The 18,991-nt window shown below is 44.7% G+C and carries 19 protein-coding genes; 16 read left to right on the plus strand and 3 right to left on the minus strand.

What is annotated here, in order from left to right; translation table 11 throughout:
* Nucleotides 1–127: 127 nt before the first annotated feature.
* Nucleotides 128–571: a cell wall hydrolase gene (locus AC0YN0_RS13490; protein ID WP_475821670.1), complete on the plus strand. Its 444-nt coding sequence runs from the start codon at nucleotides 128–130 to the stop codon at nucleotides 569–571.
* Nucleotides 572–749: 178 nt separating this feature from the next.
* Here the strand turns inward: AC0YN0_RS13490 and AC0YN0_RS13495 are convergent, their stop codons facing one another.
* Nucleotides 750–944, minus strand: coding sequence for a hypothetical protein (locus AC0YN0_RS13495; RefSeq protein WP_475821671.1), 195 nt, complete (start codon nucleotides 942–944; stop codon nucleotides 750–752).
* Nucleotides 945–1,198: 254 nt separating this feature from the next.
* Here AC0YN0_RS13495 and AC0YN0_RS13500 point away from each other — a divergent pair, with 254 nt between their 5' ends.
* The 4 genes from AC0YN0_RS13500 (at nucleotide 1,199) to AC0YN0_RS13515 (ending at nucleotide 4,563) form a co-directional block, all read left to right on the plus strand.
* Nucleotides 1,199–1,786 carry a chloramphenicol phosphotransferase CPT family protein gene (locus AC0YN0_RS13500; RefSeq protein WP_475821672.1) on the plus strand — a complete coding sequence of 196 codons (588 nt, stop codon included), beginning with the start codon at nucleotides 1,199–1,201 and terminating at the stop codon, nucleotides 1,784–1,786.
* A gap of 267 nt (nucleotides 1,787–2,053) precedes the next feature.
* A complete protein-coding gene (locus AC0YN0_RS13505; protein WP_475821673.1) occupies nucleotides 2,054–3,280 on the plus strand; it encodes an immunity 26/phosphotriesterase HocA family protein in 1,227 nt (408 codons plus the stop codon).
* Between the two features lie 224 nt (nucleotides 3,281–3,504).
* A complete protein-coding gene (locus AC0YN0_RS13510) occupies nucleotides 3,505–3,927 on the plus strand; it encodes a GNAT family N-acetyltransferase (RefSeq protein WP_475821674.1) in 423 nt (140 codons plus the stop codon).
* A gap of 72 nt (nucleotides 3,928–3,999) precedes the next feature.
* Complete coding sequence (locus tag AC0YN0_RS13515) at nucleotides 4,000–4,563, plus strand: NADAR family protein (protein WP_475821675.1); 564 nt, start codon at nucleotides 4,000–4,002, stop codon at nucleotides 4,561–4,563.
* 130 nt (nucleotides 4,564–4,693) lie between these two features.
* Here AC0YN0_RS13515 and AC0YN0_RS13520 read toward each other — a convergent pair whose 3' ends face one another.
* Nucleotides 4,694–5,110, minus strand: coding sequence for a hypothetical protein (locus AC0YN0_RS13520; protein ID WP_475821676.1), 417 nt, complete (start codon nucleotides 5,108–5,110; stop codon nucleotides 4,694–4,696).
* A gap of 278 nt (nucleotides 5,111–5,388) precedes the next feature.
* Here AC0YN0_RS13520 and AC0YN0_RS13525 point away from each other — a divergent pair, with 278 nt between their 5' ends.
* The 6 genes from AC0YN0_RS13525 (at nucleotide 5,389) to AC0YN0_RS13550 (ending at nucleotide 9,296) form a co-directional block, all read left to right on the plus strand.
* Nucleotides 5,389–6,120 (plus strand): barstar family protein, encoded by a 732-nt coding sequence (locus AC0YN0_RS13525; protein WP_475821677.1) that lies wholly within the window; start codon nucleotides 5,389–5,391, stop codon nucleotides 6,118–6,120.
* Nucleotides 6,121–6,205: 85 nt separating this feature from the next.
* Nucleotides 6,206–6,673, plus strand: coding sequence for a hypothetical protein (locus tag AC0YN0_RS13530; protein ID WP_475821678.1), 468 nt, complete (start codon nucleotides 6,206–6,208; stop codon nucleotides 6,671–6,673).
* 66 nt (nucleotides 6,674–6,739) lie between these two features.
* Nucleotides 6,740–7,246 (plus strand): SMI1/KNR4 family protein, encoded by a 507-nt coding sequence (locus tag AC0YN0_RS13535; RefSeq protein WP_475821906.1) that lies wholly within the window; start codon nucleotides 6,740–6,742, stop codon nucleotides 7,244–7,246.
* A 166-nt stretch (nucleotides 7,247–7,412) separates the two neighbouring features.
* Nucleotides 7,413–7,895 (plus strand): GNAT family N-acetyltransferase, encoded by a 483-nt coding sequence (locus AC0YN0_RS13540; protein WP_475821679.1) that lies wholly within the window; start codon nucleotides 7,413–7,415, stop codon nucleotides 7,893–7,895.
* Nucleotides 7,896–8,279: 384 nt separating this feature from the next.
* Nucleotides 8,280–8,534 carry a hypothetical protein gene (locus tag AC0YN0_RS13545; protein WP_475821680.1) on the plus strand — a complete coding sequence of 85 codons (255 nt, stop codon included), beginning with the start codon at nucleotides 8,280–8,282 and terminating at the stop codon, nucleotides 8,532–8,534.
* A gap of 135 nt (nucleotides 8,535–8,669) precedes the next feature.
* Entirely contained in the window at nucleotides 8,670–9,296 is a 627-nt protein-coding gene (locus tag AC0YN0_RS13550; RefSeq protein ID WP_475821681.1) for an N-acetyltransferase family protein, read from the plus strand.
* A 113-nt stretch (nucleotides 9,297–9,409) separates the two neighbouring features.
* On the opposite strand, the gene uvrA is transcribed toward AC0YN0_RS13550, so the two are convergent.
* The gene (gene uvrA / locus AC0YN0_RS13555; RefSeq protein WP_475821682.1) at nucleotides 9,410–11,908 is read right to left on the minus strand and encodes an excinuclease ABC subunit UvrA; all 2,499 of its coding nucleotides are present in this window, start codon (nucleotides 11,906–11,908) and stop codon (nucleotides 9,410–9,412) included.
* A gap of 227 nt (nucleotides 11,909–12,135) precedes the next feature.
* Here uvrA and AC0YN0_RS13560 point away from each other — a divergent pair, with 227 nt between their 5' ends.
* The 5 genes from AC0YN0_RS13560 to AC0YN0_RS13580 all read left to right on the plus strand — a co-directional run bounded on the left by AC0YN0_RS13560 (nucleotide 12,136) and on the right by AC0YN0_RS13580 (nucleotide 18,958).
* The gene (locus AC0YN0_RS13560) at nucleotides 12,136–12,843 is read left to right on the plus strand and encodes a MerR family DNA-binding transcriptional regulator (RefSeq protein WP_475821683.1); all 708 of its coding nucleotides are present in this window, start codon (nucleotides 12,136–12,138) and stop codon (nucleotides 12,841–12,843) included.
* A gap of 178 nt (nucleotides 12,844–13,021) precedes the next feature.
* Nucleotides 13,022–14,488 carry an RICIN domain-containing protein gene (locus AC0YN0_RS13565; RefSeq protein ID WP_475821684.1) on the plus strand — a complete coding sequence of 489 codons (1,467 nt, stop codon included), beginning with the start codon at nucleotides 13,022–13,024 and terminating at the stop codon, nucleotides 14,486–14,488.
* 189 nt (nucleotides 14,489–14,677) lie between these two features.
* On the plus strand, nucleotides 14,678–16,351 hold the full coding sequence (locus tag AC0YN0_RS13570; protein WP_475821685.1) for a sensor histidine kinase: 1,674 nt from the start codon (nucleotides 14,678–14,680) through the stop codon (nucleotides 16,349–16,351).
* Nucleotides 16,338–17,516, plus strand: a complete 1,179-nt coding sequence (locus tag AC0YN0_RS13575; RefSeq protein WP_475821686.1) for a response regulator — start codon at nucleotides 16,338–16,340, stop codon at nucleotides 17,514–17,516. The genes AC0YN0_RS13570 and AC0YN0_RS13575 overlap by 14 nt, the downstream gene beginning before the upstream one ends.
* Nucleotides 17,517–17,635: 119 nt before the next feature.
* Nucleotides 17,636–18,958: an ABC transporter substrate-binding protein gene (locus tag AC0YN0_RS13580; protein WP_475821687.1), complete on the plus strand. Its 1,323-nt coding sequence runs from the start codon at nucleotides 17,636–17,638 to the stop codon at nucleotides 18,956–18,958.
* The last annotated feature ends 33 nt before the right edge of the window (nucleotides 18,959–18,991 follow it).

Raw genomic sequence — 18,991 nt, forward strand, 5'->3', positions numbered from 1 at the left:
ACCTCATGATCGGCTGCCGTTGTTCGTTGGTGAAACGGTTATTTTATTAAGGCTTTACATTTTGCCACAGTAACACATCCGCCTCGCCTACAATATGATGAGTCTAGAAACCTAAAGAGGTGAGCCAATGGCAGTCGTAAAAGCTAGGCAACAGGATATCGATATGTTGGCAAGATTGCTTCGGGCTGAAGCTGAGACCGAAGGCGAAATGGGCATGCTCCTTGTTGGGAATGTCGGCATTAACCGAATAAGAGCGAATTGCTCCGATTTTAAAGATATACGAACAATTCCCCAAATGATCAACCAGCCGCACGCGTTCGAAGCTTTGCAGCATGGTATGTATTATCAAAGTGCAAGAGACAGGGAGCGCCGTCTGGCGCAACGGACTGTGAACGGGGAGCGGAATTGGCCAGCCAAATACTCCCTATGGTACTTCCGTCCAGGATCGTTCGAAAATCCCGGCCCATGTCCGCCAACTTGGTATAACCAACCAATCGCAGGACGATGGAAGAAGCACTGTTTTTATGAACCGACCGCGGAAGAGTGTGAAAATGTATATAATACGTTTTAATTTTTGTGTCGGTTGACAAAAACTTTATCTCACTAAGTGCCGCGTAAATCGCGGCTTTTTTGAGTTTAGTTGATTGTAGAGGTTGTTATAGAAAGGACATGGGGATTGAGCTAACTGGCAGGTTAACTTGAAAAGAAATTGAAAGAGGCTGCTCCGCTTAGGAACAGCCACAGATAATTTATTTTTTAAATTTCTTTAAAATATCCAGTGCTTTGTTATAAACAAATCTTTCCCATCTCGCGAATAAGCTATTTCCATTATCCCCGTTCTCGATATTTGTAGCGTGACGTTTATGAAACTCTGCTACTCTTTGATTATGTTTATTGTGAAATGCGTTGAAACGTTGGTGGCGAAGGTTTGTTTTTGCGTTCATCGTTTATCCCTTCTTTCCATTTTTTTTATTATATCATGCATGATGATTTACCCACAACAAGTTCATCGTTACGCCAAAGGGGAACGTTTTCTGAATAACTACACCGAGGGTAATATAACGGTAGTCTCTTTAAGCTGGAGGGCAGGATTGTTCAATCGTTTCTCGAATACTTTCTGAGTTGGATAATTTTATAAACTTTGTGAATATAACATTATCTGAAAGATACGCAAATCTTATATGTGAGGGTGACTCGTTTGAAGCAAGGAATCATTGTGTTGATGAACGGAACTTCAAGTTCAGGTAAGACTAGTATTTCTAATGAACTGATAAATCAGAAAGAGATTCTTTTTCATCATTTATCAGTAGACGATTTTATCAAGGATTTTTTTAAAAATAAATTTACAGATATTGAACCTACAAGAGAAGTAGATGACCAAACTGTAGCACAAATCATGTTTGATTCCTTAAACTCACTGTACTATTCGACAATTAAGTTGTATTCAGAAATGGGTTTGAATGTAATCGTTGATACCGTAATCGAAAATGACAATTGGTTTAATGAGTGTCTTGATGTATTTTCTGATCAGCCTACATTATTTATAGGTGTAATATGCTCGAAAGAAGAACTCATAAGAAGAGAGCAAACAAGAGGAGATCGAAATATTGGACTAGCAGCTTCACAGTTCAGCAAAGTATATTGCATTGATGAATATGACCTCGAAGTAAATACGGAAGAGATGAATCCAATAGAATGTGCCGAGAAGATATTAAGTTTTATTAAGTCCAATAAGGAATACTCGGTATTTAAGAGATTAAGTAAAAGAAATGTTAGTGTTTCTTAGATGGCGTAACCATCAGATAAAACCATAGTTTAATCAGATCAGGGAGTAGGCGCATTGAGGAGTGTCTCTTTCTATAAATTTTACCGGTTCGAATATGTATTTTACTAATTGTATTTAAACCTGCGGTATTAGTTGGTAAAGGTTGCACTCCAAAAGAAAAAGGAACATCTGTTGTTTTTGATTTAGACGGTAAGTTTCTGAAAAGAAGATTAAGCTAAACAGTGATTTTCCTTAGTCAACCCACCATAATCAATGAGAGGTAATAAGATGAAGATCAACTTGGACGATTTAGAAATGCAAGAGTTTTTAGCCTTTCGGCTAACGAATGAACAGCGGCCTTATTTCGGCTTAGATGCGGTGCGTGACGAGTGGGAAGAGGTGGAAGTTAAACCAGGAACGACCGTTTATTACGATCAAGAGGACATTATACGAAAAGTGATCAAGTTTGATCCGTTTTTTCGGTTTCACTATACTGAGTTCGATACAGTCATGGCTACGAGGAAACGGACCACCATTCTACCGAAAACGGAAAAAGGCAAGGAAAAGAAAATCACGCCGACTAATATTATTGCTCCAACCCCATCTGGATGTACAGTTAACTTCCGTCTGACAAGCGAAAGGTTAGGATCTGGCATACATGTGTATAATCCTAGAAATCACATCAGCCTGCCGATTGATTCGGACGATAATCTTCATAGCCTCGATGAGCTTCGGCATTGGATTACACATTATATTGAAACCTGTCCGCCTGATTATTTCAATAAAGTGGACCGGATGAGATCTATGCCGCATCGAACGATCAAATACAAGGCCGGGGATATCTTCAGATTCGAGATTGATCGCGTGCATTATGGATTCGCTTTAATCATAGGTGAGATGAAGAAATTGTCACCATTATTACCTGCTGGACACAACTGGAACTCTCTGATGACAGTACCGATACTCTTTCGATTCTACGAACTAAAGACGACAGATAAAGATTTAACCATTGAAGAGATTTGCTCTTACCCATTACTGCGTGCAGAATTTATGTCTGATGGTGATATTATTTGGGGAACACATGACATTGTGGGCCATAAGCAGTTGAAAGTGAAAGATATTGATTTTCCCATGCATTTGAGTTTCTTAAGAGAAAATAATGGTCCTCACGTATTGCGCTTCTCATGGGGACTCGGCACAGCAATCGCGGACAAGTCCTTAGATATAGAAGAAGTTAGAACAACTATAGCGGATACGCCGCAGCGCGATTTTAGCAACCGCGGGGTAGCATTAAGTCTTCCAATGTATGAGTTGTTATTGGTGCTTAATAGTAACTCCCAATATGGGGAGTGGCGTGACCTGTTGCACCCAAACAATTTACAGAAGAGACAAAAGGTTTATGAATGGTTTGAATTCCCGGTAGAGATGGACATCGATACTTTTAATCAGCAGCACAATGGCTATACTCGGCAACAATATATCGATTTGGTTGTTGGAAATTACAAGTTGCTTTAGATAGAGGCTTCCTGTGATCCGGAAATAAACCTTGATTGAAACGATAATACGACGGGTATGATACTTTAACTACGACATGACAGCAGCCGGAAAGAACCGAAACGGCTGCTTTTTCGTTGAGCTGTCGGAGGATAGCTTGATTATAAAAGTTCTCTACAATACCAAATTCTGGGTGCAAATGTTATACTAAACTATACCTCGAATTGAACAGGAGTTGTGCACACATGGAATTGCAAATAACTAATGAGACCAATGATAGTGCCAAGTCATATGTCGTAAACAAAATGATTGAGTATAATTTGAGGCATTTCCCAGACGATTTGAAAGGAAGGTATCAAGTCGTTAACCTGTATTTGCAAGACGCCAATGGGAATGTTTACGGTGGGCTAGTGGGAGAAATATGCTGGAATTGGTTAGAGGTACAGTATCTTTTTGTCGATGACGCCTATCGAAAATTAGGATATGGGAAGAAGCTCCTCTCGGAAGCTGAACAAATTGCGAAAGATAAAAACTGTGATTTTATAAAGTTAGATACCTTGAGCTTTCAAGCGGTAGATTTTTACAAGGAACAAGGCTTTGAAGTGTTTGGAGCAATACAAAACGCTGGTAGGTACACTCATTACTATCTGAAAAAAGACATCCATTAAAGCTAGTTTATTAAGCTAATGGAACGGTTAGTTTCATCAATCACTTGTTTTGGTAGAAGGCGAGGAGTTTTTATGTACTATTCACTTAAAGATCTACAACTTGCTTATGAGTCCGGGGAGAAGATTAAGTTTCTTTTCTTCTGGGGCCATACACCTATGAAAGATGGCAATATAAGTGCTAGCTGTTTAAGCCAATGGTGGGACAGCTCATTTAGAGTGGAAGGGGAGCAATACAGCTGCGCCGAGCAGTATATGATGGCTGAAAAGGCAAGGCTTTTTGATGACGAAGAAATGCTTGAGGCAATAATGAAGGCGAAGCACCCGAAAGAAATGAAAAATTACGGACGTGCGGTTAAAGGTTTTGATGTAGAGATTTGGGAAAGTCGTTGCTATGATATCGTGCTTCAAGGAAACCTAGCCAAGTTCGGACAAAACCCAGAACTTTTGAACTTTATGAAGAGTAGTAAAAACCGGGTTTTTGTAGAAGCTAGTCCAGTGGATCGGATTTGGGGGATTGGACTTTCAAAAGATCATCCCGACGTAAATAATCCTTTGTTATGGCAAGGTAAGAATTTACTTGGCTTCGCATTAACCGAAGTTCGTGATCGTTTGAATTTAGCTAAAGTGGAACTATAGCTCAACAGGACATAACGGCAGCCCGCTTCAGAATCGGCTGCCGTTGTTCGTTGAAGTAACTGGCAGGATAGTACCAATATGTGGTATTAAATGTATTGGTGACAAAACTGCAGCCAAATTTGGAGAGAGTCTAAATGTTAGGTGATACGCTCAATAACTCTTGTTGCTCTAATCTTTCCATCTCATCATCATGTATAGCTGCTCGACGCATTAGGAGTTCATATGTCTCGCTCCACTCGTCAGGATATCTTGTCCATTGAATTCGCTTATTTAGCTCTTTAAGGGCATGTTCTACTCTATTTCTAAATTGTTTCCATACCATCTTAGCTTTGTAATATTCACTGTTATTACGAGTAGCATTCATTACATCATAACAAAGTTTGTCTTTTTTGGAAATCTCCATACTGATCTCATCGACTTTAAAAAGAATTTCTTTTTTGAGTTTGGCGTCATTCTCCATAGTTGCGATCATTTCGGACATAATAGATATTATAGTGTGATGATTTTGAGCAGAGTGATTAATACTTTCAGCGAGTTGGATAGTCATAGATTTTTCCCTCCTAGTAACGGGATAGTTTTATAAAAAGCTGATACCATTCAAGTTTTATATAATACTGTTCGTTAGAAGGAACTTTTTTTAGTCACTATGCAAGTAATAAAGAAGTAACTCATTTCTGAATTACGTTGTGTGTAATCAATTAACGAGGAGCGATAGTTCAATAAAAACACGGAAGCAGCCGACCAGAAAGATCGGCTGTTCATTATGCTAACGGGCAGTTTAGCGCGGTAAGATGGAAATTAATCAGTTATAAGTGGAGGGATTGTATGAGCTATAAATTTTCGGTTGTTAACGATAAAGATGATTCAGTATTGGGTTTCTGTCAGGAGACAGAGATATTAGCTTCAAATGATGAAGGTTATTCAGTGTTGACTTTACATGGCTTTAAATTAACAAATGGCGTTAAGGAGACTTCTACATTGGCCATTTCAAACTTGTACCTCAACTTTCTATCTAAGGAAGGAAAGAGTTTAGGTGGATATTTTTTCGTTCCTATTAAGGATATTAAGATAAAAACATTGGAGTTTTCCGAGCAAAGTCCATTTGAAATTATAGGTCATTTCCCTGAAAAACCGTTGCCTTTCGCTTTTGATATTTGGGACAAATTACGTGAGAATTCTAACGAACTTAGCCAATGGACGGATTCCTCTTTAGAAGAAAAACGAGCATGGTTACAGGTTATACGATTAAGGCATGTATCAAGTATGGATAGGAGAGAACAAGTTATCACAATTGATGGAGAGATTATTCATGATATACCATCTTTTTATATTGCAATAGGAGAAGCCATAAATGGCCCTTTCGGTTATTTTGGAGCAAGCCTGGATGGACTTGATAACTGTTTGGATGGTGGCTTCGGATTGATTCCACCGTTCATGTTAGAGTGGAAAGCCTTTAATAAGTCCTTTCTTGAGGGATCAGTAAATCATGATGGATTTGTCCAACAGTTAATTGAAATACTGACAAATAGGAGTTGCGAAATACATTTATCAACTTAAACTAATGGGTAGTTAAGTGCCGAAATATGGTGAAATAATTTCTGCAAGACTAATAATTTTACACGGGCAAACCCAGGTGATTTTCATGAGCTTAACCCACGAATTTTTTCTACTTAACGGCGATTTTGATTTGAATGAAACATATGAATGGTACCGAGCTAATCGTTATACATGGATTGAGAAGTCTGTAGTATCATATGAAATTATTCAATATATGAAGGACTTTTTGAACTGGTTGCCTTCATTTGATCCCGAAACAAAAGAAAGTCAAAGAGGCTTAAACTACTATGGGGTAAGCGTTATTAACAAGCAGGGAGCAGAGAAGTTAATAAAGATATTAGATAAATGGCTTAAACTAATCGAAGAAGCACCTGATACATTTAGTTTAAGAGGAGACACCGTTTGGAAAGAAGAAGAGAATGAAGATGGTTACTGGGAACAAACGAGAAATTGGTTGAAGCGAGAAACAATGCAGAGTGAATTAGAAGTATTAATAAACTTAGCTGTCAAAGCTTCAGGTAAAAACCAACTGATCCTTCATTTTGGAATCTGAATTTATACAGCAAGAAATTGAACTTACGTGGAACGATAGTGTGACCCTGGAGAGGAATGAAGTAGCCTGAAGGACATAGAGGAATTATTACGACTGATTGCAAGCTTACCTAACTGCAGAGTTAATTCGCCATCAGGTTTGCCAAGAACGGATGGGCATAAGCTTCCTCCAGATATTAAAAGGTTTTATGAGCTTTGTGGAGGCGTGCTACTATTTGAAAACAAAGAGTACCACTGCAAGATCGTCCCTCCTAAAGAGTTCGTTTTGGCCAACCCGGTCATCGTGGGAGAACTTATTGATGAAGACATATCCTCTAATTGGTTTATAGTTGGTCATGACGGAAATGCTGACTACATTTCAATTGATTTACATCAAAAGCGATTAGGAAAATGTTACGATAGTTTTTGGGATCGACATGGAGTTGTAGGAGAATGCCCTGTAGTAGCAAGGTCATTTACTGAGTTGCTGAATCAGTTAGTACTAAATAACGGTGAACGATGGTACTGGCTTAAGGAGGATTTTGTATCACTCGGAGATGCTTACGATGATATCAACGATGTATCGTTCAACTAATGGGAGATGTTAGCTGAATAACTACACCAAGGCAGCCGTCCATACGATCGGTTGCCTTTTAGATGAGCTAATGGGTCAGTTACTTGAATAGGTTGAATGAATTGGCGAATAATAGTTGAGTTAAAAATATGATTATTTAGATAATAGTTCTTGGGGGAATGAATCAATGCAAATTCGTGAAATTGAGGAAAAGGACAATCAAACAATAGAGCGAATTATTAAGCGTTCATGGGAATCATTTAATCTAAACATTCCGGGAACGGCCTATTTTGACCCTCAATTGAGCAAGCTGGCACAATATTACAAAGAACAATCAAATGCTAAGTATTGGGTAGCGGTGAATGAACAAAATGAAGTGGTAGGCGGTGTGGGAATTGCATCATTCGGGCAGCAGTCGGGAATTTGCGAGTTGCAAAAGCTATACATTACACCTGAAGCTCAAGGTATGGGTCTGTCGAAAGAGCTTATGAAAGTAGCACTCGAATTCGCGAAGGAACACTATACACATTGTTACTTAGAAACATTGAAGAAACTTGAAGCAGCAAATCTCCTTTACATGAAAATAGGTTTCCAACAACTTGAAAGACCACTAGATGGTTCAGAGCACAATGCTACGGACGCTTGGTTTATAAAAGAATTATCGCTTTAGGAAGAAGGGGTTATTTTATGGAGGTGTGGCTTAATTGTATTTCAATAGGACTAAAACATTGTCGAATTTATTGATTGTCGCAGGAATTTTAATAATTTTTCTTGGGTTATGGCAATACATGCCCAAATCATTTTCATCTGATACTCCAGAAAGCGTGTTTATGTCGATTACTACGAGAAGAGTTATGTTTCCGATATTAGGTCTCATACTTAGTATAATCGGTTACATCTTAAAAAGGTTTGTTCGTGAGGTTGAATATGAAGTACACTCGTTAAGAAATGAAATAAGTCTTTTAGCCAAAAAGCTAGAAGAGAATACCGAGAAGAGTCGTGAAATTTGACTGAAGTTCTACGCTAACGGTCGTAAACAGATAAGGGGAAATATATGCCAAATGATTACGTATGGGGAATTTTCGTTGCAGATGGTTCAACTGGTTTTCCGAATTTCTTTCCAATAGGTATTTACACTACACGTGAGTTAGCCATCAAAGAAGTCGATGCATTGCCTAAAGATTGCAATTATCAAATACTTCGGATGCCACTAAATAATAACTTTGCGTTTTACCATAAAACGAATGGTAAGTTGGTTGGAATGGATTCAATCTATCATGAACATTTTCATTTCAAAGATGAAAGTTAAATCAATGGGTTGTAACGCCAACGGAGCTAGTCGAAACTCCTGAGGACCACCTCGATAGACTAAGACTAGCTTAGTGATAATATACATTCAGTATATTGGACGGTTTATCTGTCGGACGAGGAGCGTTGGCTCATTATGAATATAGCTGAGCTTAAGCGGTTTATCCTATCAATCGAGATTCAAGCCTTGGAGAAAACATTAGTAAATGGAGAGGGGGAGAGTCAGTTCTCCCTATTGATTCGAGACAGAATCGAAAACCTCAAACGAGAAGGAAAGTGGATTCATCAGTTTGATAATGGTATGGCGATATCTCCAACCGCAACGTCTGACATCGTCATTCGGAGAGCAGTCACGGGCGATGTCGATACGATTCGTGACGTGTATCGCCGAGCTTCGCTGACAAACGAAGCCGACCACGACCTAATCGCCGCTCATCCTGAGTGGCTCGCCTGGGATGACGCGATGCTGCCTTTCGCGCTTGTTGCTGTTGTTGACGGGCGGGTCGTCGGCTTCGCATCGGCGCGTCCGGTCGACGACTTCCTCGAACTCGAAGATCTGTTCACTGATCCTAACTGGATGCGGAAAGGCGTTGCGAGTGCACTGATTGCCGACATTGCGCGTCGCGGTTTGCGTATAGAGGTATCCGCCAATCACGCCAAGTCGTTTTACGAATCGGTCGGGTTCGTCGTCATCGGCGTCGCCAACTCACCGGGCGGACCGTTGCTGCGGATGCACCTCGATGTTACGCGTGTTCAACCTTGACGAGATGGATAGGGTCGTCAATATGTAAGTAGGCGGTCATACGATTTAAAATAAGGACCTCAATATTCCACAAGTGCGTGGAGTATGAGGTCCTATCTCTCTATATAAGCTGATTACCTCAGTGCTTCCCGTAAATACCGTCCGGTATGCGAGGCGTCGACTTGGGCCACGTCTTCCGGTGTTCCTTGGGCAATTACTTCGCCGCCTTCATGTCCTCCCTCTGGACCGATGTCGATAATCCAGTCGCATTCTCGGATGACATCGAGATTATGTTCGACGACGATTACGCTGTTGCCTGCGTCGACAAGCTTACCAAGCAGCAGAAGCAACTGCTTCGTATCCCGCGGGTGCAATCCGGTAGATGGTTCGTCGAGCAAGTACAGCGTATGCTGCTTTGACTTGCCGCTAAGTTCCTTCGCCAGTCGAATTCGCTGGCCTTCGCCGCCAGATAACGTCACGATGGATTGACCCCAATGCAAGTAGCCAAGACCGACCTCATTCAAGAGCGAGATCGGCGCATCCATTTTGCCCTGCCCTTCGAGCAACGGCAAGCTTTCTTGAACAGTAAGGTCAAGGAGATCCGAAATGGATAGACCTTTGTAGGTGATGCGAAGCACCTCTTCCTTGAACCGCTTACCGCGGCATACAGGACAACGAACCTCAAGCCCAGGAAGGAAGAACATATCCATCGGTACGGCACCTAGCCCTTGGCAATGCTCGCATCGCCCGCCTGGCGTGTTAAAGGAGAAATGCTTGGATGTAAGTCCCGCTTTCTTCGCCTCGGGCAACCCGGCATATAGGTTGCGCATTGATGTGAATACATCGGTATACGTTGCTACGTTGGAGCGGCTCATCCTGCCAAGAGGCGATTGGTCGACCGTTACGATGTTGCCGATTGCCTCGAAGCCAGTTATGCTGCCACATCCATTACGCTTCAGATCATCACTGCCTCCGGCAGCAACGAGGTCGAACAGCAGCGTTGATTTTCCCGATCCTGACACGCCAGTTAAGGCAACAAGGCGTCCAAGCGGGAACGAAACATCGATATGTTTCAAATTGCGTTCGTAGGCGTCGTGAACCGTAAGCCATTTCCCATTTCCAATACGTCTTGTCATCTTCCCGCTCATCTTGGCGGACTCTCGCAGGAATGAGCCTGTTACCGAATGCTCGTTGTTGATTAGCTGTTCCAATGTGCCTTCGCCAACGACGCTGCCTCCGAAGCTGCCGGCACCTGGCCCCATGTCGATGACATGATCGGCAGCTTTCATCATTTCCACGTCGTGTTCTATGACAAGCACCGTATTACCCAAATCTCGGAGCTGCCCGAGCACCTGAATCAATCCGGCGGTATCCTTCGGATGAAGTCCCGCGGTAGGTTCGTCCAAAATATAGAGCACGCCCGTCAAGCCTGAACCGAGGATAGAAGCGAGCCGAAGCCGCTGAGCTTCACCGCCCGAGAGAGTTACCGACTGTCGATTGAGTGTGAGATAGCCGAGTCCGACGTTAACGATACGTTTGGTCCGAACGGTTAGGTCATGCAGCATCGATTCGACCTGCTCCTTATCATCCGTTCCGAGCTGACTCATCAGCCCATCCAGCCACGACACGGTGTCTTGCAGTGCCCAGCCTGCGATATCGGAGATGGAGGAGCCGCCTACGGTTACGTCCCGAATCTCTTTCTTGAGCTTAGCTCCATGACAGTCGACGCAGAGCTGTTCCCGAAATAAAGCTCCTTCGCCCGATTCGCCGCCTTTCTCCTTGTAGCGGCGCCATATTCCCGTTACAACGCCTTCGAACTTGCCTCCGTTCACCGTCTTTGGCGGCTTCATATCCGGGAAGTGACGAATGAACGCATCGCTCTCGACGCCGTAATACAACAGATCCCGCTGAGCTTCGCTGTATTCTTTTAGGAGCTGCTCTGGATCATAGGGTAATCCATAATGCGTTGCGGCTGCTTTCAGAACGGAAGTATGGTAGTTGGCCAACATCTCGAACCATATCGATACGCCGCCTCCGAGAACGCTTTTCTCCTGATCGAATACGGCATCGAGATCTAAGCTCACCGTATGCCCAAGGCCGCCGCAGGTATCGCAAGCGCCGTCGGGTGTATTATAGGAGAAGTGTCTCCGCGTCCAACGCTCCATCTCTCCTTGGCAATGCGGACATCGAACAGAGGCCATACTTGCCGTCTCATCGTCTTCGTTCTTAGAAGCTTCCGCTTCCGCAGAAGGACGCGGGATGAACCTTGAACCGCAATGTACGCAAGAACGTTCCCCAAGCTTCTCATAAATAATGCGTAAATACGTGTAAATATCAGTTACGGTTCCCACTGTCGATCTCGGGTTTCGATTCGTCACATGCTGCCCGACGCTAATCGAAGGGGAGAGACCTATTATGGCATCGACCTTCGGCTTAGCGAGCGATTCCGAGGTCATCCCCATGGATTCCATATACTGACGTTGGCACTCGCGCTGCAGCGTATCCATGGCGAGCGTTGATTTGCCAGAGCCTGAGGGACCTGTAAGGACGACCAGCTTGTACTTTGGAATTTGAAGCGTAACGTTCTTGAGGTTGTTTTCACGCGCACCTCGTATTTCAATGAAGTCGTTCAAAGCAGTACCTCCATCAGATAGAATAGGATTAAATTAAACTTGCTCCTCCTTCGTTCCTTTGATACCTTAATCTTATAATATTAATGCAAGTGATAAGGTTGAGCTTGATTTCATCTTACTACTCATGCATTCGTGCTTTGAAAGTTTATTATTGCTATTTAAGGTTATAGATGAACCTTCCTTCTTTCAAAATAATCAAACTTGCCCCTCTAGGAGGCGTGCTTTTTATGAGACCGATCGACATTGCCAAGAAATTGAATATTAGTACGAGTGCGCTCAGGCATTACGAATCATGGGGCGTTCTGCCGCCGGTAGAGAGGAGCGACAACGGATACCGGAATTATTCGGAGCTTCATTTCGCTTACTTTGAATGCATCCGCGCAATGGGCGAAGGGTTCGGGATGATGAAAACGGTAGAAGTATTAAAGCTGCTGCTGAACAATAACACCGATGAAGCGTTATGGGTTGTGAACGAGTCGCAAGCATCTTTGCAGCGCGATAAACAGATGGCTGAGAAAACGATCGAAGCATTGGATTCCAAAGAGCTCGATCATCTTGACCAATGGGGAAGACGGAAGTGGATGTCCATTGGCGAAGTTTCGAAAGCCACATCGGTGCCGGCATCGGCGATTCGTCATTGGGAGAAGATGGGCTTAATAACGGTTTCTCGCAATGAAGAGAATGGATACCGCGTGTTCAGGCCGACGCAGATCAGACAAATACTTATAATTGGAACGTTGCGAACGGCTGTATGGTCACTAGATACGATCAGGAAGGTTATTGAAGAGCTTGATCATAACAATATCGAGCAGGCTAGACGTATCGCGAAGGAATCGTTGCAGTTTCTAAACCAAATAAACCGTAACCGAATGAGAGGAATCAAGTATTTGTACCGTTTAATAGAGCAGGAAGAAATGGGAGATCTCAAGCCATAAATACGAGACTGCGGCCGCAGTCTTTTTTTGGTTGTTAGCATTGAAATTTTTTGCGAATAGGTAAAAAATGTAACAATAGTTCACTAAAGTCCGAATTGTACGATTTCCACATCAAAAAGACAGGCCTATAATCAATAATGTAAGCGCTTTACAAATCCAAACCATGAAGGGAGATTTGATGATGTTGGTTGAACGGTTGAACACGCGTAACAAAATGTTTCTGTGTATGCTGTTGCTGGTATTGCTTGCAGGTTCGCTAGGCTTGTCTCAATTCCCAACTGTTGCGGAAGCGGCAAACGTAAATGTGACGAGTGGCGTTCAGTTTACAGACACAAACGGAAATGTCGTACACGCGCATGGCGGCGGCATGCTGAGGCATGGTAACTATTATTATTGGTTAGGCGAAAATCGCGATGGAACAAATCTGGTATCCCTTTATCGCTCGACTGATCTGAAAAACTGGGAATTCCGCGCCCATTTGCTAAGCAAAAGTATGGGTGGAGAGCTCGCCACCGCTAATATTGAGCGACCTAAGCTGCTATACAACAGCTCGACAGGCAAGTTTGTCATGTGGATGCATAAGGAAAATGGAGTGGATTACGGGGAAGGGAGAGTTGCTGTAGCATCATCGTCTTCGATTGAAGGGCCGTATACGTATCACGGCAGCTTCCGTCCTCTCGATAAGGATTCGAGAGATATGACCGTGTACAACGACAATGGTACGGCGTATCTGATCTCTTCCACGAGAGTGAACGCGGATATGAACATTTTCCGATTAACGTCTGACTTCCTTGGCGTAGATGCGCTCGTTCATACGCTTTGGATCGGAGCCTACCGGGAAGCTCCTGCCATCTTCAAGCGCGGCTCGACCTATTTCTTAATTACTTCGGGAGCAACGGGCTGGAACCCGAACCAAGCCAAATACGCTACCGCATCCAGTATCGAAGGGACATGGACGAATCCGGTTAACTTCGGCGATTCCGTCACCTACAGTTCACAATCCACTTACGTCATTCCGGTCGTTGGCAGTCAAACGACGTCATATCTGTTCATGGGCGATCGTTGGGCTGGCGCCTGGGGCGAAGCGGTCAATAATTCGCAATACGTATGGCTGCCGCTTACTTTCCCGACGAGCACAACGCTGCAGATGGATTGGTATCCGAGCGTAGATATCGACGCGGCGACGGGCGTTATCGCAGGGAACACGGGCGGAGGAATCTTCGATCCCGCCAAGAAATATAAGATCGTTAACGTAAGCAGCGGCAGGGTGCTTGATGTAGCAGGGCAGTCAACCGCTAACAACGCAGCAGTCCAGATATACGACAACTGGGGCGGCAACAACCAGAAGTGGAACATTCAGGCCGCGGGAAATTACTTCAAGATTGTGAATGTGAACAGCGGGAAGGCGGCCGATGTAGCCAACGCTTCAACTGCCAATAACGGAACCGTCATTCAATACACGTATTCGGGCGGGAACAATCAGCAATGGACATTCACCTATGTCGGCAACAATTCATACCGGATTATTAACCGCAATAGCGGCAAATCGCTGGATGCAAGCGGTACAGCCAATAATTCGGCGGTCATCCAATACGACTATTGGGGCGGGGCAAATCAGAAGTGGCAGATTATTGAAGTGAATTAAGATGAATCGGAAGAGGGCGGCCAGGAGGGCCGCCCTTTTTTTGCGTTCACGCGATTGATACAATGAATCAAACATATTTACGATTAGGATCGTACAAATGAACCCGACTGTAGTCGATTTGTCCGATATAATGATAGTACTGACAATGAAATTTGACAGGATGAAAGGCTTAGGTGAACCGTTTTGTTGATGAGCTCCAGCATTCAGCGTAAAATGACGCTTCTTATTTTTATATGTGCGCTTATACCGCTCCTTGCCCTTAGTATTCTTTCTTATTCGAAGTCGGCCAATATCGTAAACGATCAGCTCCAGGATTACAATCGGTATGCAATGAAGCAGCTTGTGACCGTTACGGATATGCATTTGAAGGAAATGGATGCGTTGTCGAGAGACATTCAAGGTTATTTGCTCGCTCCCGGCAAAAAAATAATGACAAATCCGAAGTCCTATCACGAATATTTGGAGCTGAACAGCTTCATCGATTTTCTTTCCTTTCACGTATCTCCGATCGTTGAAGGGCTATTCGTCATTACGCCGGACGGCGAAATACTTGGCAGCCGGAATGTGAATTCTGCTTCGTTGCTCACAACAAATTGGTGGAGCGGGTCTCAGCCTCATCAGGCTTGGCAATGGACCGGCTTTCATTCAGGCGGCTATTACAGCTCGCCTCAACCGAACGGACCGCTTATTAGTCTAATCGTACCGCTTCATTTGCAAGCAGCGGCCGTACCAGTGGGCAGCCGAATTCTCGTTGACGTGAATGCGAAGGCGATGACGAGTCTGTTCCAATCCTTCGAGCAGGATACGAGGTCTTATTTACAAATAAGCGACGCCAGCGGCCAGTTGATCTACGAATCGGCGGAAAAACCTGCGTTTTCGGGCAAAGACTATGTATTCACGGAAACATTGGCTATAAATGATTGGACGATAACAGCCAGGCTGCCGCAAAGCGAGATCAATAAGTCTTCCGGAGTCATCCGCAATTACGGTTATTTAATCGGACTTCTGTCTTTGATCGCCGCTTTAATAATGGCTCGCGTATTGTCGGGCAATTTCACGGGGCGGATCGTCTCGCTCCACAAGTCGATGCTGGAGTTCAGCAGAGGGAAGCTCGATGCCGCGGTCGAGGTGAAGGGCATGGACGAGCTGTCCAGGCTTGGCGCTCGCTTCAACTTCATGACAGAGCAAATTCGGTCCTTAATTACCAATATTACGCGGACCGAGAAGCTGAAGAACGAGGCGGAGCTTAGAGCGCTTCATTATCAGATCAATCCGCATCTCATCATCAATACATTAAATGCAATCCAATGGCGGGCGAGGATGGCGGGAAGAAGCGATATCGACCGTATGATCTATCATTTAGCCGCCCTGCTGTCGGAAAATCTCGATATTAGCCATGAGCTTGTTCCGCTAGAGGAAGAGCTGGAGACGATTGGCCACTATATTAAGATCCAATATTATCGATATGGCGATTCATTCACCTATACCGAGGATATAGAGCCGGGATTGGAACGTGCTTGGATTCCGCGCATGACGTTGCAGCCGCTGTACGAAAATATTTTTTATCACGCGTTCGACGACGGTACGGGTTCGATTGCCCTTGAAGTGTACCGCGATCGGCAGCAGATCGTGCTGAGCATCTATGACGACGGCAAAGGGATTGAATCGCCTAGCGACGTCATCAAGCCTGCCCCTCCGCGCAAAGGAAGAGGCGGACTCGGGATGTATAACGTCGACCAGAAGATCAAGCTGCACTTCGGCGAGCAATACGGTATTCGCATACTGCCGAATGCGGAGAAGGGCACGATCATCGAGATCAGATGGCCGTATCAGGAAGAGGAGAATGTACGTGACGAAGATTAGAAAAGTCATTATCGCCGATGACGAACGGCTCGTTCGTGTCGGTCTTATGCATACAGTCGATTGGAAACGCTGGGACATGGAAGTGGTAGGCAACGCGCCGAACGGCGAGATTGCTTGGGAGATGTATGAAGAACTTCAACCTGATCTCGTCATCACCGACATTGTTATGCCGCAGATGGACGGCATTCAGCTTGCAACGAAGATTAAAGCTGCGAACCCCGAAGCCAAAATATTATTTCTCAGCTGCCACTCGGACTTCGCTTATGCGCAGCAAGGGATGGAGCTTGGCGCATCCGGCTATTTGCTTAAGACGGCGATGGACGCCGAAACGGTGGACCGCTATCTGATGAAGATTACAGAGGAATGGAATCGGTCGAGCGCGCCAAGCACAGAAGATACCAATGCCATGTATCGAACCTGGTATACGGAAGGGCGGAATAGCGAGCAGCTTAACGCGTTCATCGGTCAGTATATAGAGAAACACTCGTTTGAAGGAGTTGTTTTGTTTAGTCTGTTCGGTCTTGACGCCAAGGAACGGCTAACCATTGTTCATAGGCTGGAGGAGCAGACTGCTTCAGATATGGACGGTCAGGATCTGCCGGTTGTACACCTTCATGCGGAAGGCGCTCCGCTAATAATCATCACGCCGGCTCGCGATGCAGAACGGCTAAAGCTGCTGTTGCTTGAATGCTCGAATACGGCGGAAACAGATATGACTTGGAAGAAGTCGGATGTTCAGACGAAGCAGTCTGATTTCATGGAAGCGATTAGCCGGACGATGAAGACGGCGGAGCTGGAGAAGCAATACGAGTTCAGAACAGACGCCGTATCGACGCCGATTATGAAGGCTGTTGCCTATATCGATGAACATCTCGATGAACCGATCGTTTCTTCGCAGCTAGCGGAGAGCATCGGGCTTAGCCGCAGCCATTTCAGCACCTTATTCAAGAAGGAGCTTGGTGTTAGCTTTCTTGAATTTCTTCATCGAAGAAGGCTGCGCAAGGCGTCCGAGCTGCTTGTGCAGACGGATTGGCGCATTAACCTAATCGGCGAGAAGGTTGGAATGGAAGACAACAAACATTTCAGCAAGTGGTTCAAGGGTTATACCGGAATGACGCCATCAGAATATCGCGAGAACAAATTAACGACTAAATCAAACAAATAGCAACCTGCCCGCTGCAGCCGAACAAAATAACGACGAAGGTCAAACCGATTTCCGTTTTAAGCCCGGACGATAACCGATATGCTGTTCATGCACACATTAAAAGGAGGGTACACACAAGTATGAAACAGAGATGGAAATCGTCCTTATTTCTGCTTATGGCTGTTATTTTGCTGCTGAGCGCTTGCTCTTCGGGCGGTAATAACAACAATGGCGCAAACGGAGAAAGCAAAGATGAGAAGGTTAAGCTAGTCGTGTGGATTTGGGATGCGGCGAAAATCGGTCTTGACGCTAACATGGAAGCGTTCAAAGCAGAGAACCCGAACATCGAAATTGAATATCAACTCATGGGTCAAACGGACCTTTATCAAAAATACTTGATCGCAGCGAACACAGGCGACAAAGTGCCTGATATTATCGCGGTTGAATCAAGCAACCTGGCTCAAATGGTCAACATCGATTCTTTGTACGATCTTAGCGACAAAGTGGCGCCATACAAAGACAAGATCGTTCCGTTCAAGTGGGAAGACGCAACGAAAGACGGCAAAGTGTACGCGATGCCTTGGGACAGCGGTCCTGTAGTGATGTACTATCGTAAAGATATCTTCGAAGCGGCTGGTTTGCCATCCGATCCTGAAGCGGTTGCTGACCGCATCAAGACGTTCGAGGATTACAAGGAAGTCGGCAACATCATCAAGGAGAAAACAGGAAACTTCATGTTCCAGGATTCGAAGACGCGTTCGAACAACCGTTTCTTCGAAACGATGATGTGGCAGCGCGGTCTATGGTACTTCGATAAGGACGGCAACGTATCGCTAGACGATCCTAAAGTTATTGAAACAGCGGAATTCTATGCAGGCATGGTGAATGACGGCATCGTGAACGACGCCGAAGCTTTCTCCGAAAGCTGGTTGAATGCGTTCGCGGACGGCAAAGTAGCGACGATCGTAGGCGCTGCATGGTACGAAGGTTTGCTTGAAAATATGATCGATCCAGACAGCGCTGGCAAATGGGGCGTAGCACCGATGCCGAAATGGTCGGCTGACGACCAATATGCAAGCGCGAATGACGGCGGTTCGAACCTCGCGATCAACGCGAACTCGAAGCACACGGAAGAGGCTTGGAAGTTCATTGAATTTATGCTTGGCAAAGAAGAATCCCAAGTGACGATGATGAAGGATGCAGGTTCCTTGCCATCGCTTACGACGACTTACGAGGATGCCGTATTCTCCGAACCGGTAGAATACTTCGGCGGTCAACCCGTGAGACAAGTGTATACGCAAGCGCTCGAGCAGATCGCTCCGCAATCGTATACGGTGGATTTCCCAGTTGCCAATCAATTGACGAAGAACGCTTTCGCGGAAGTTTTCCTTAACAAAGCATCGGTAGCCGATACGCTTAAGAAAACAGCGGACGAGCTCCGCAGCCGTACAAGCCGTAAATAGCAAATCAATGACAAGGGCCCGGCGAGGGCCCTT

The sequence above is a fragment of the Paenibacillus sp. J22P218 genome (assembly GCF_056269195.1).

Coding starts and splice junctions, on each gene's coding strand:
- AC0YN0_RS13490 (WP_475821670.1), top strand. CDS start 128: ATGGCAGTCGTAAAAGCTAGGCAACAGGATATCGATATGTTGGCAAGA.
- AC0YN0_RS13540 (WP_475821679.1), top strand. CDS start 7,413: ATGCAAATTCGTGAAATTGAGGAAAAGGACAATCAAACAATAGAGCGA.
- AC0YN0_RS13505 (WP_475821673.1), top strand. CDS start 2,054: ATGAAGATCAACTTGGACGATTTAGAAATGCAAGAGTTTTTAGCCTTT.
- AC0YN0_RS13545 (WP_475821680.1), top strand. CDS start 8,280: ATGCCAAATGATTACGTATGGGGAATTTTCGTTGCAGATGGTTCAACT.
- AC0YN0_RS13560 (WP_475821683.1), top strand. CDS start 12,136: ATGAGACCGATCGACATTGCCAAGAAATTGAATATTAGTACGAGTGCG.
- AC0YN0_RS13520 (WP_475821676.1), bottom strand. CDS start 5,110: ATGACTATCCAACTCGCTGAAAGTATTAATCACTCTGCTCAAAATCAT.
- AC0YN0_RS13525 (WP_475821677.1), top strand. CDS start 5,389: ATGAGCTATAAATTTTCGGTTGTTAACGATAAAGATGATTCAGTATTG.
- AC0YN0_RS13550 (WP_475821681.1), top strand. CDS start 8,670: ATGAATATAGCTGAGCTTAAGCGGTTTATCCTATCAATCGAGATTCAA.
- AC0YN0_RS13515 (WP_475821675.1), top strand. CDS start 4,000: ATGTACTATTCACTTAAAGATCTACAACTTGCTTATGAGTCCGGGGAG.
- AC0YN0_RS13565 (WP_475821684.1), top strand. CDS start 13,022: ATGATGTTGGTTGAACGGTTGAACACGCGTAACAAAATGTTTCTGTGT.
- AC0YN0_RS13495 (WP_475821671.1), bottom strand. CDS start 944: ATGAACGCAAAAACAAACCTTCGCCACCAACGTTTCAACGCATTTCAC.
- AC0YN0_RS13570 (WP_475821685.1), top strand. CDS start 14,678: ATGAGCTCCAGCATTCAGCGTAAAATGACGCTTCTTATTTTTATATGT.
- AC0YN0_RS13510 (WP_475821674.1), top strand. CDS start 3,505: ATGGAATTGCAAATAACTAATGAGACCAATGATAGTGCCAAGTCATAT.
- AC0YN0_RS13530 (WP_475821678.1), top strand. CDS start 6,206: ATGAGCTTAACCCACGAATTTTTTCTACTTAACGGCGATTTTGATTTG.
- AC0YN0_RS13580 (WP_475821687.1), top strand. CDS start 17,636: ATGAAACAGAGATGGAAATCGTCCTTATTTCTGCTTATGGCTGTTATT.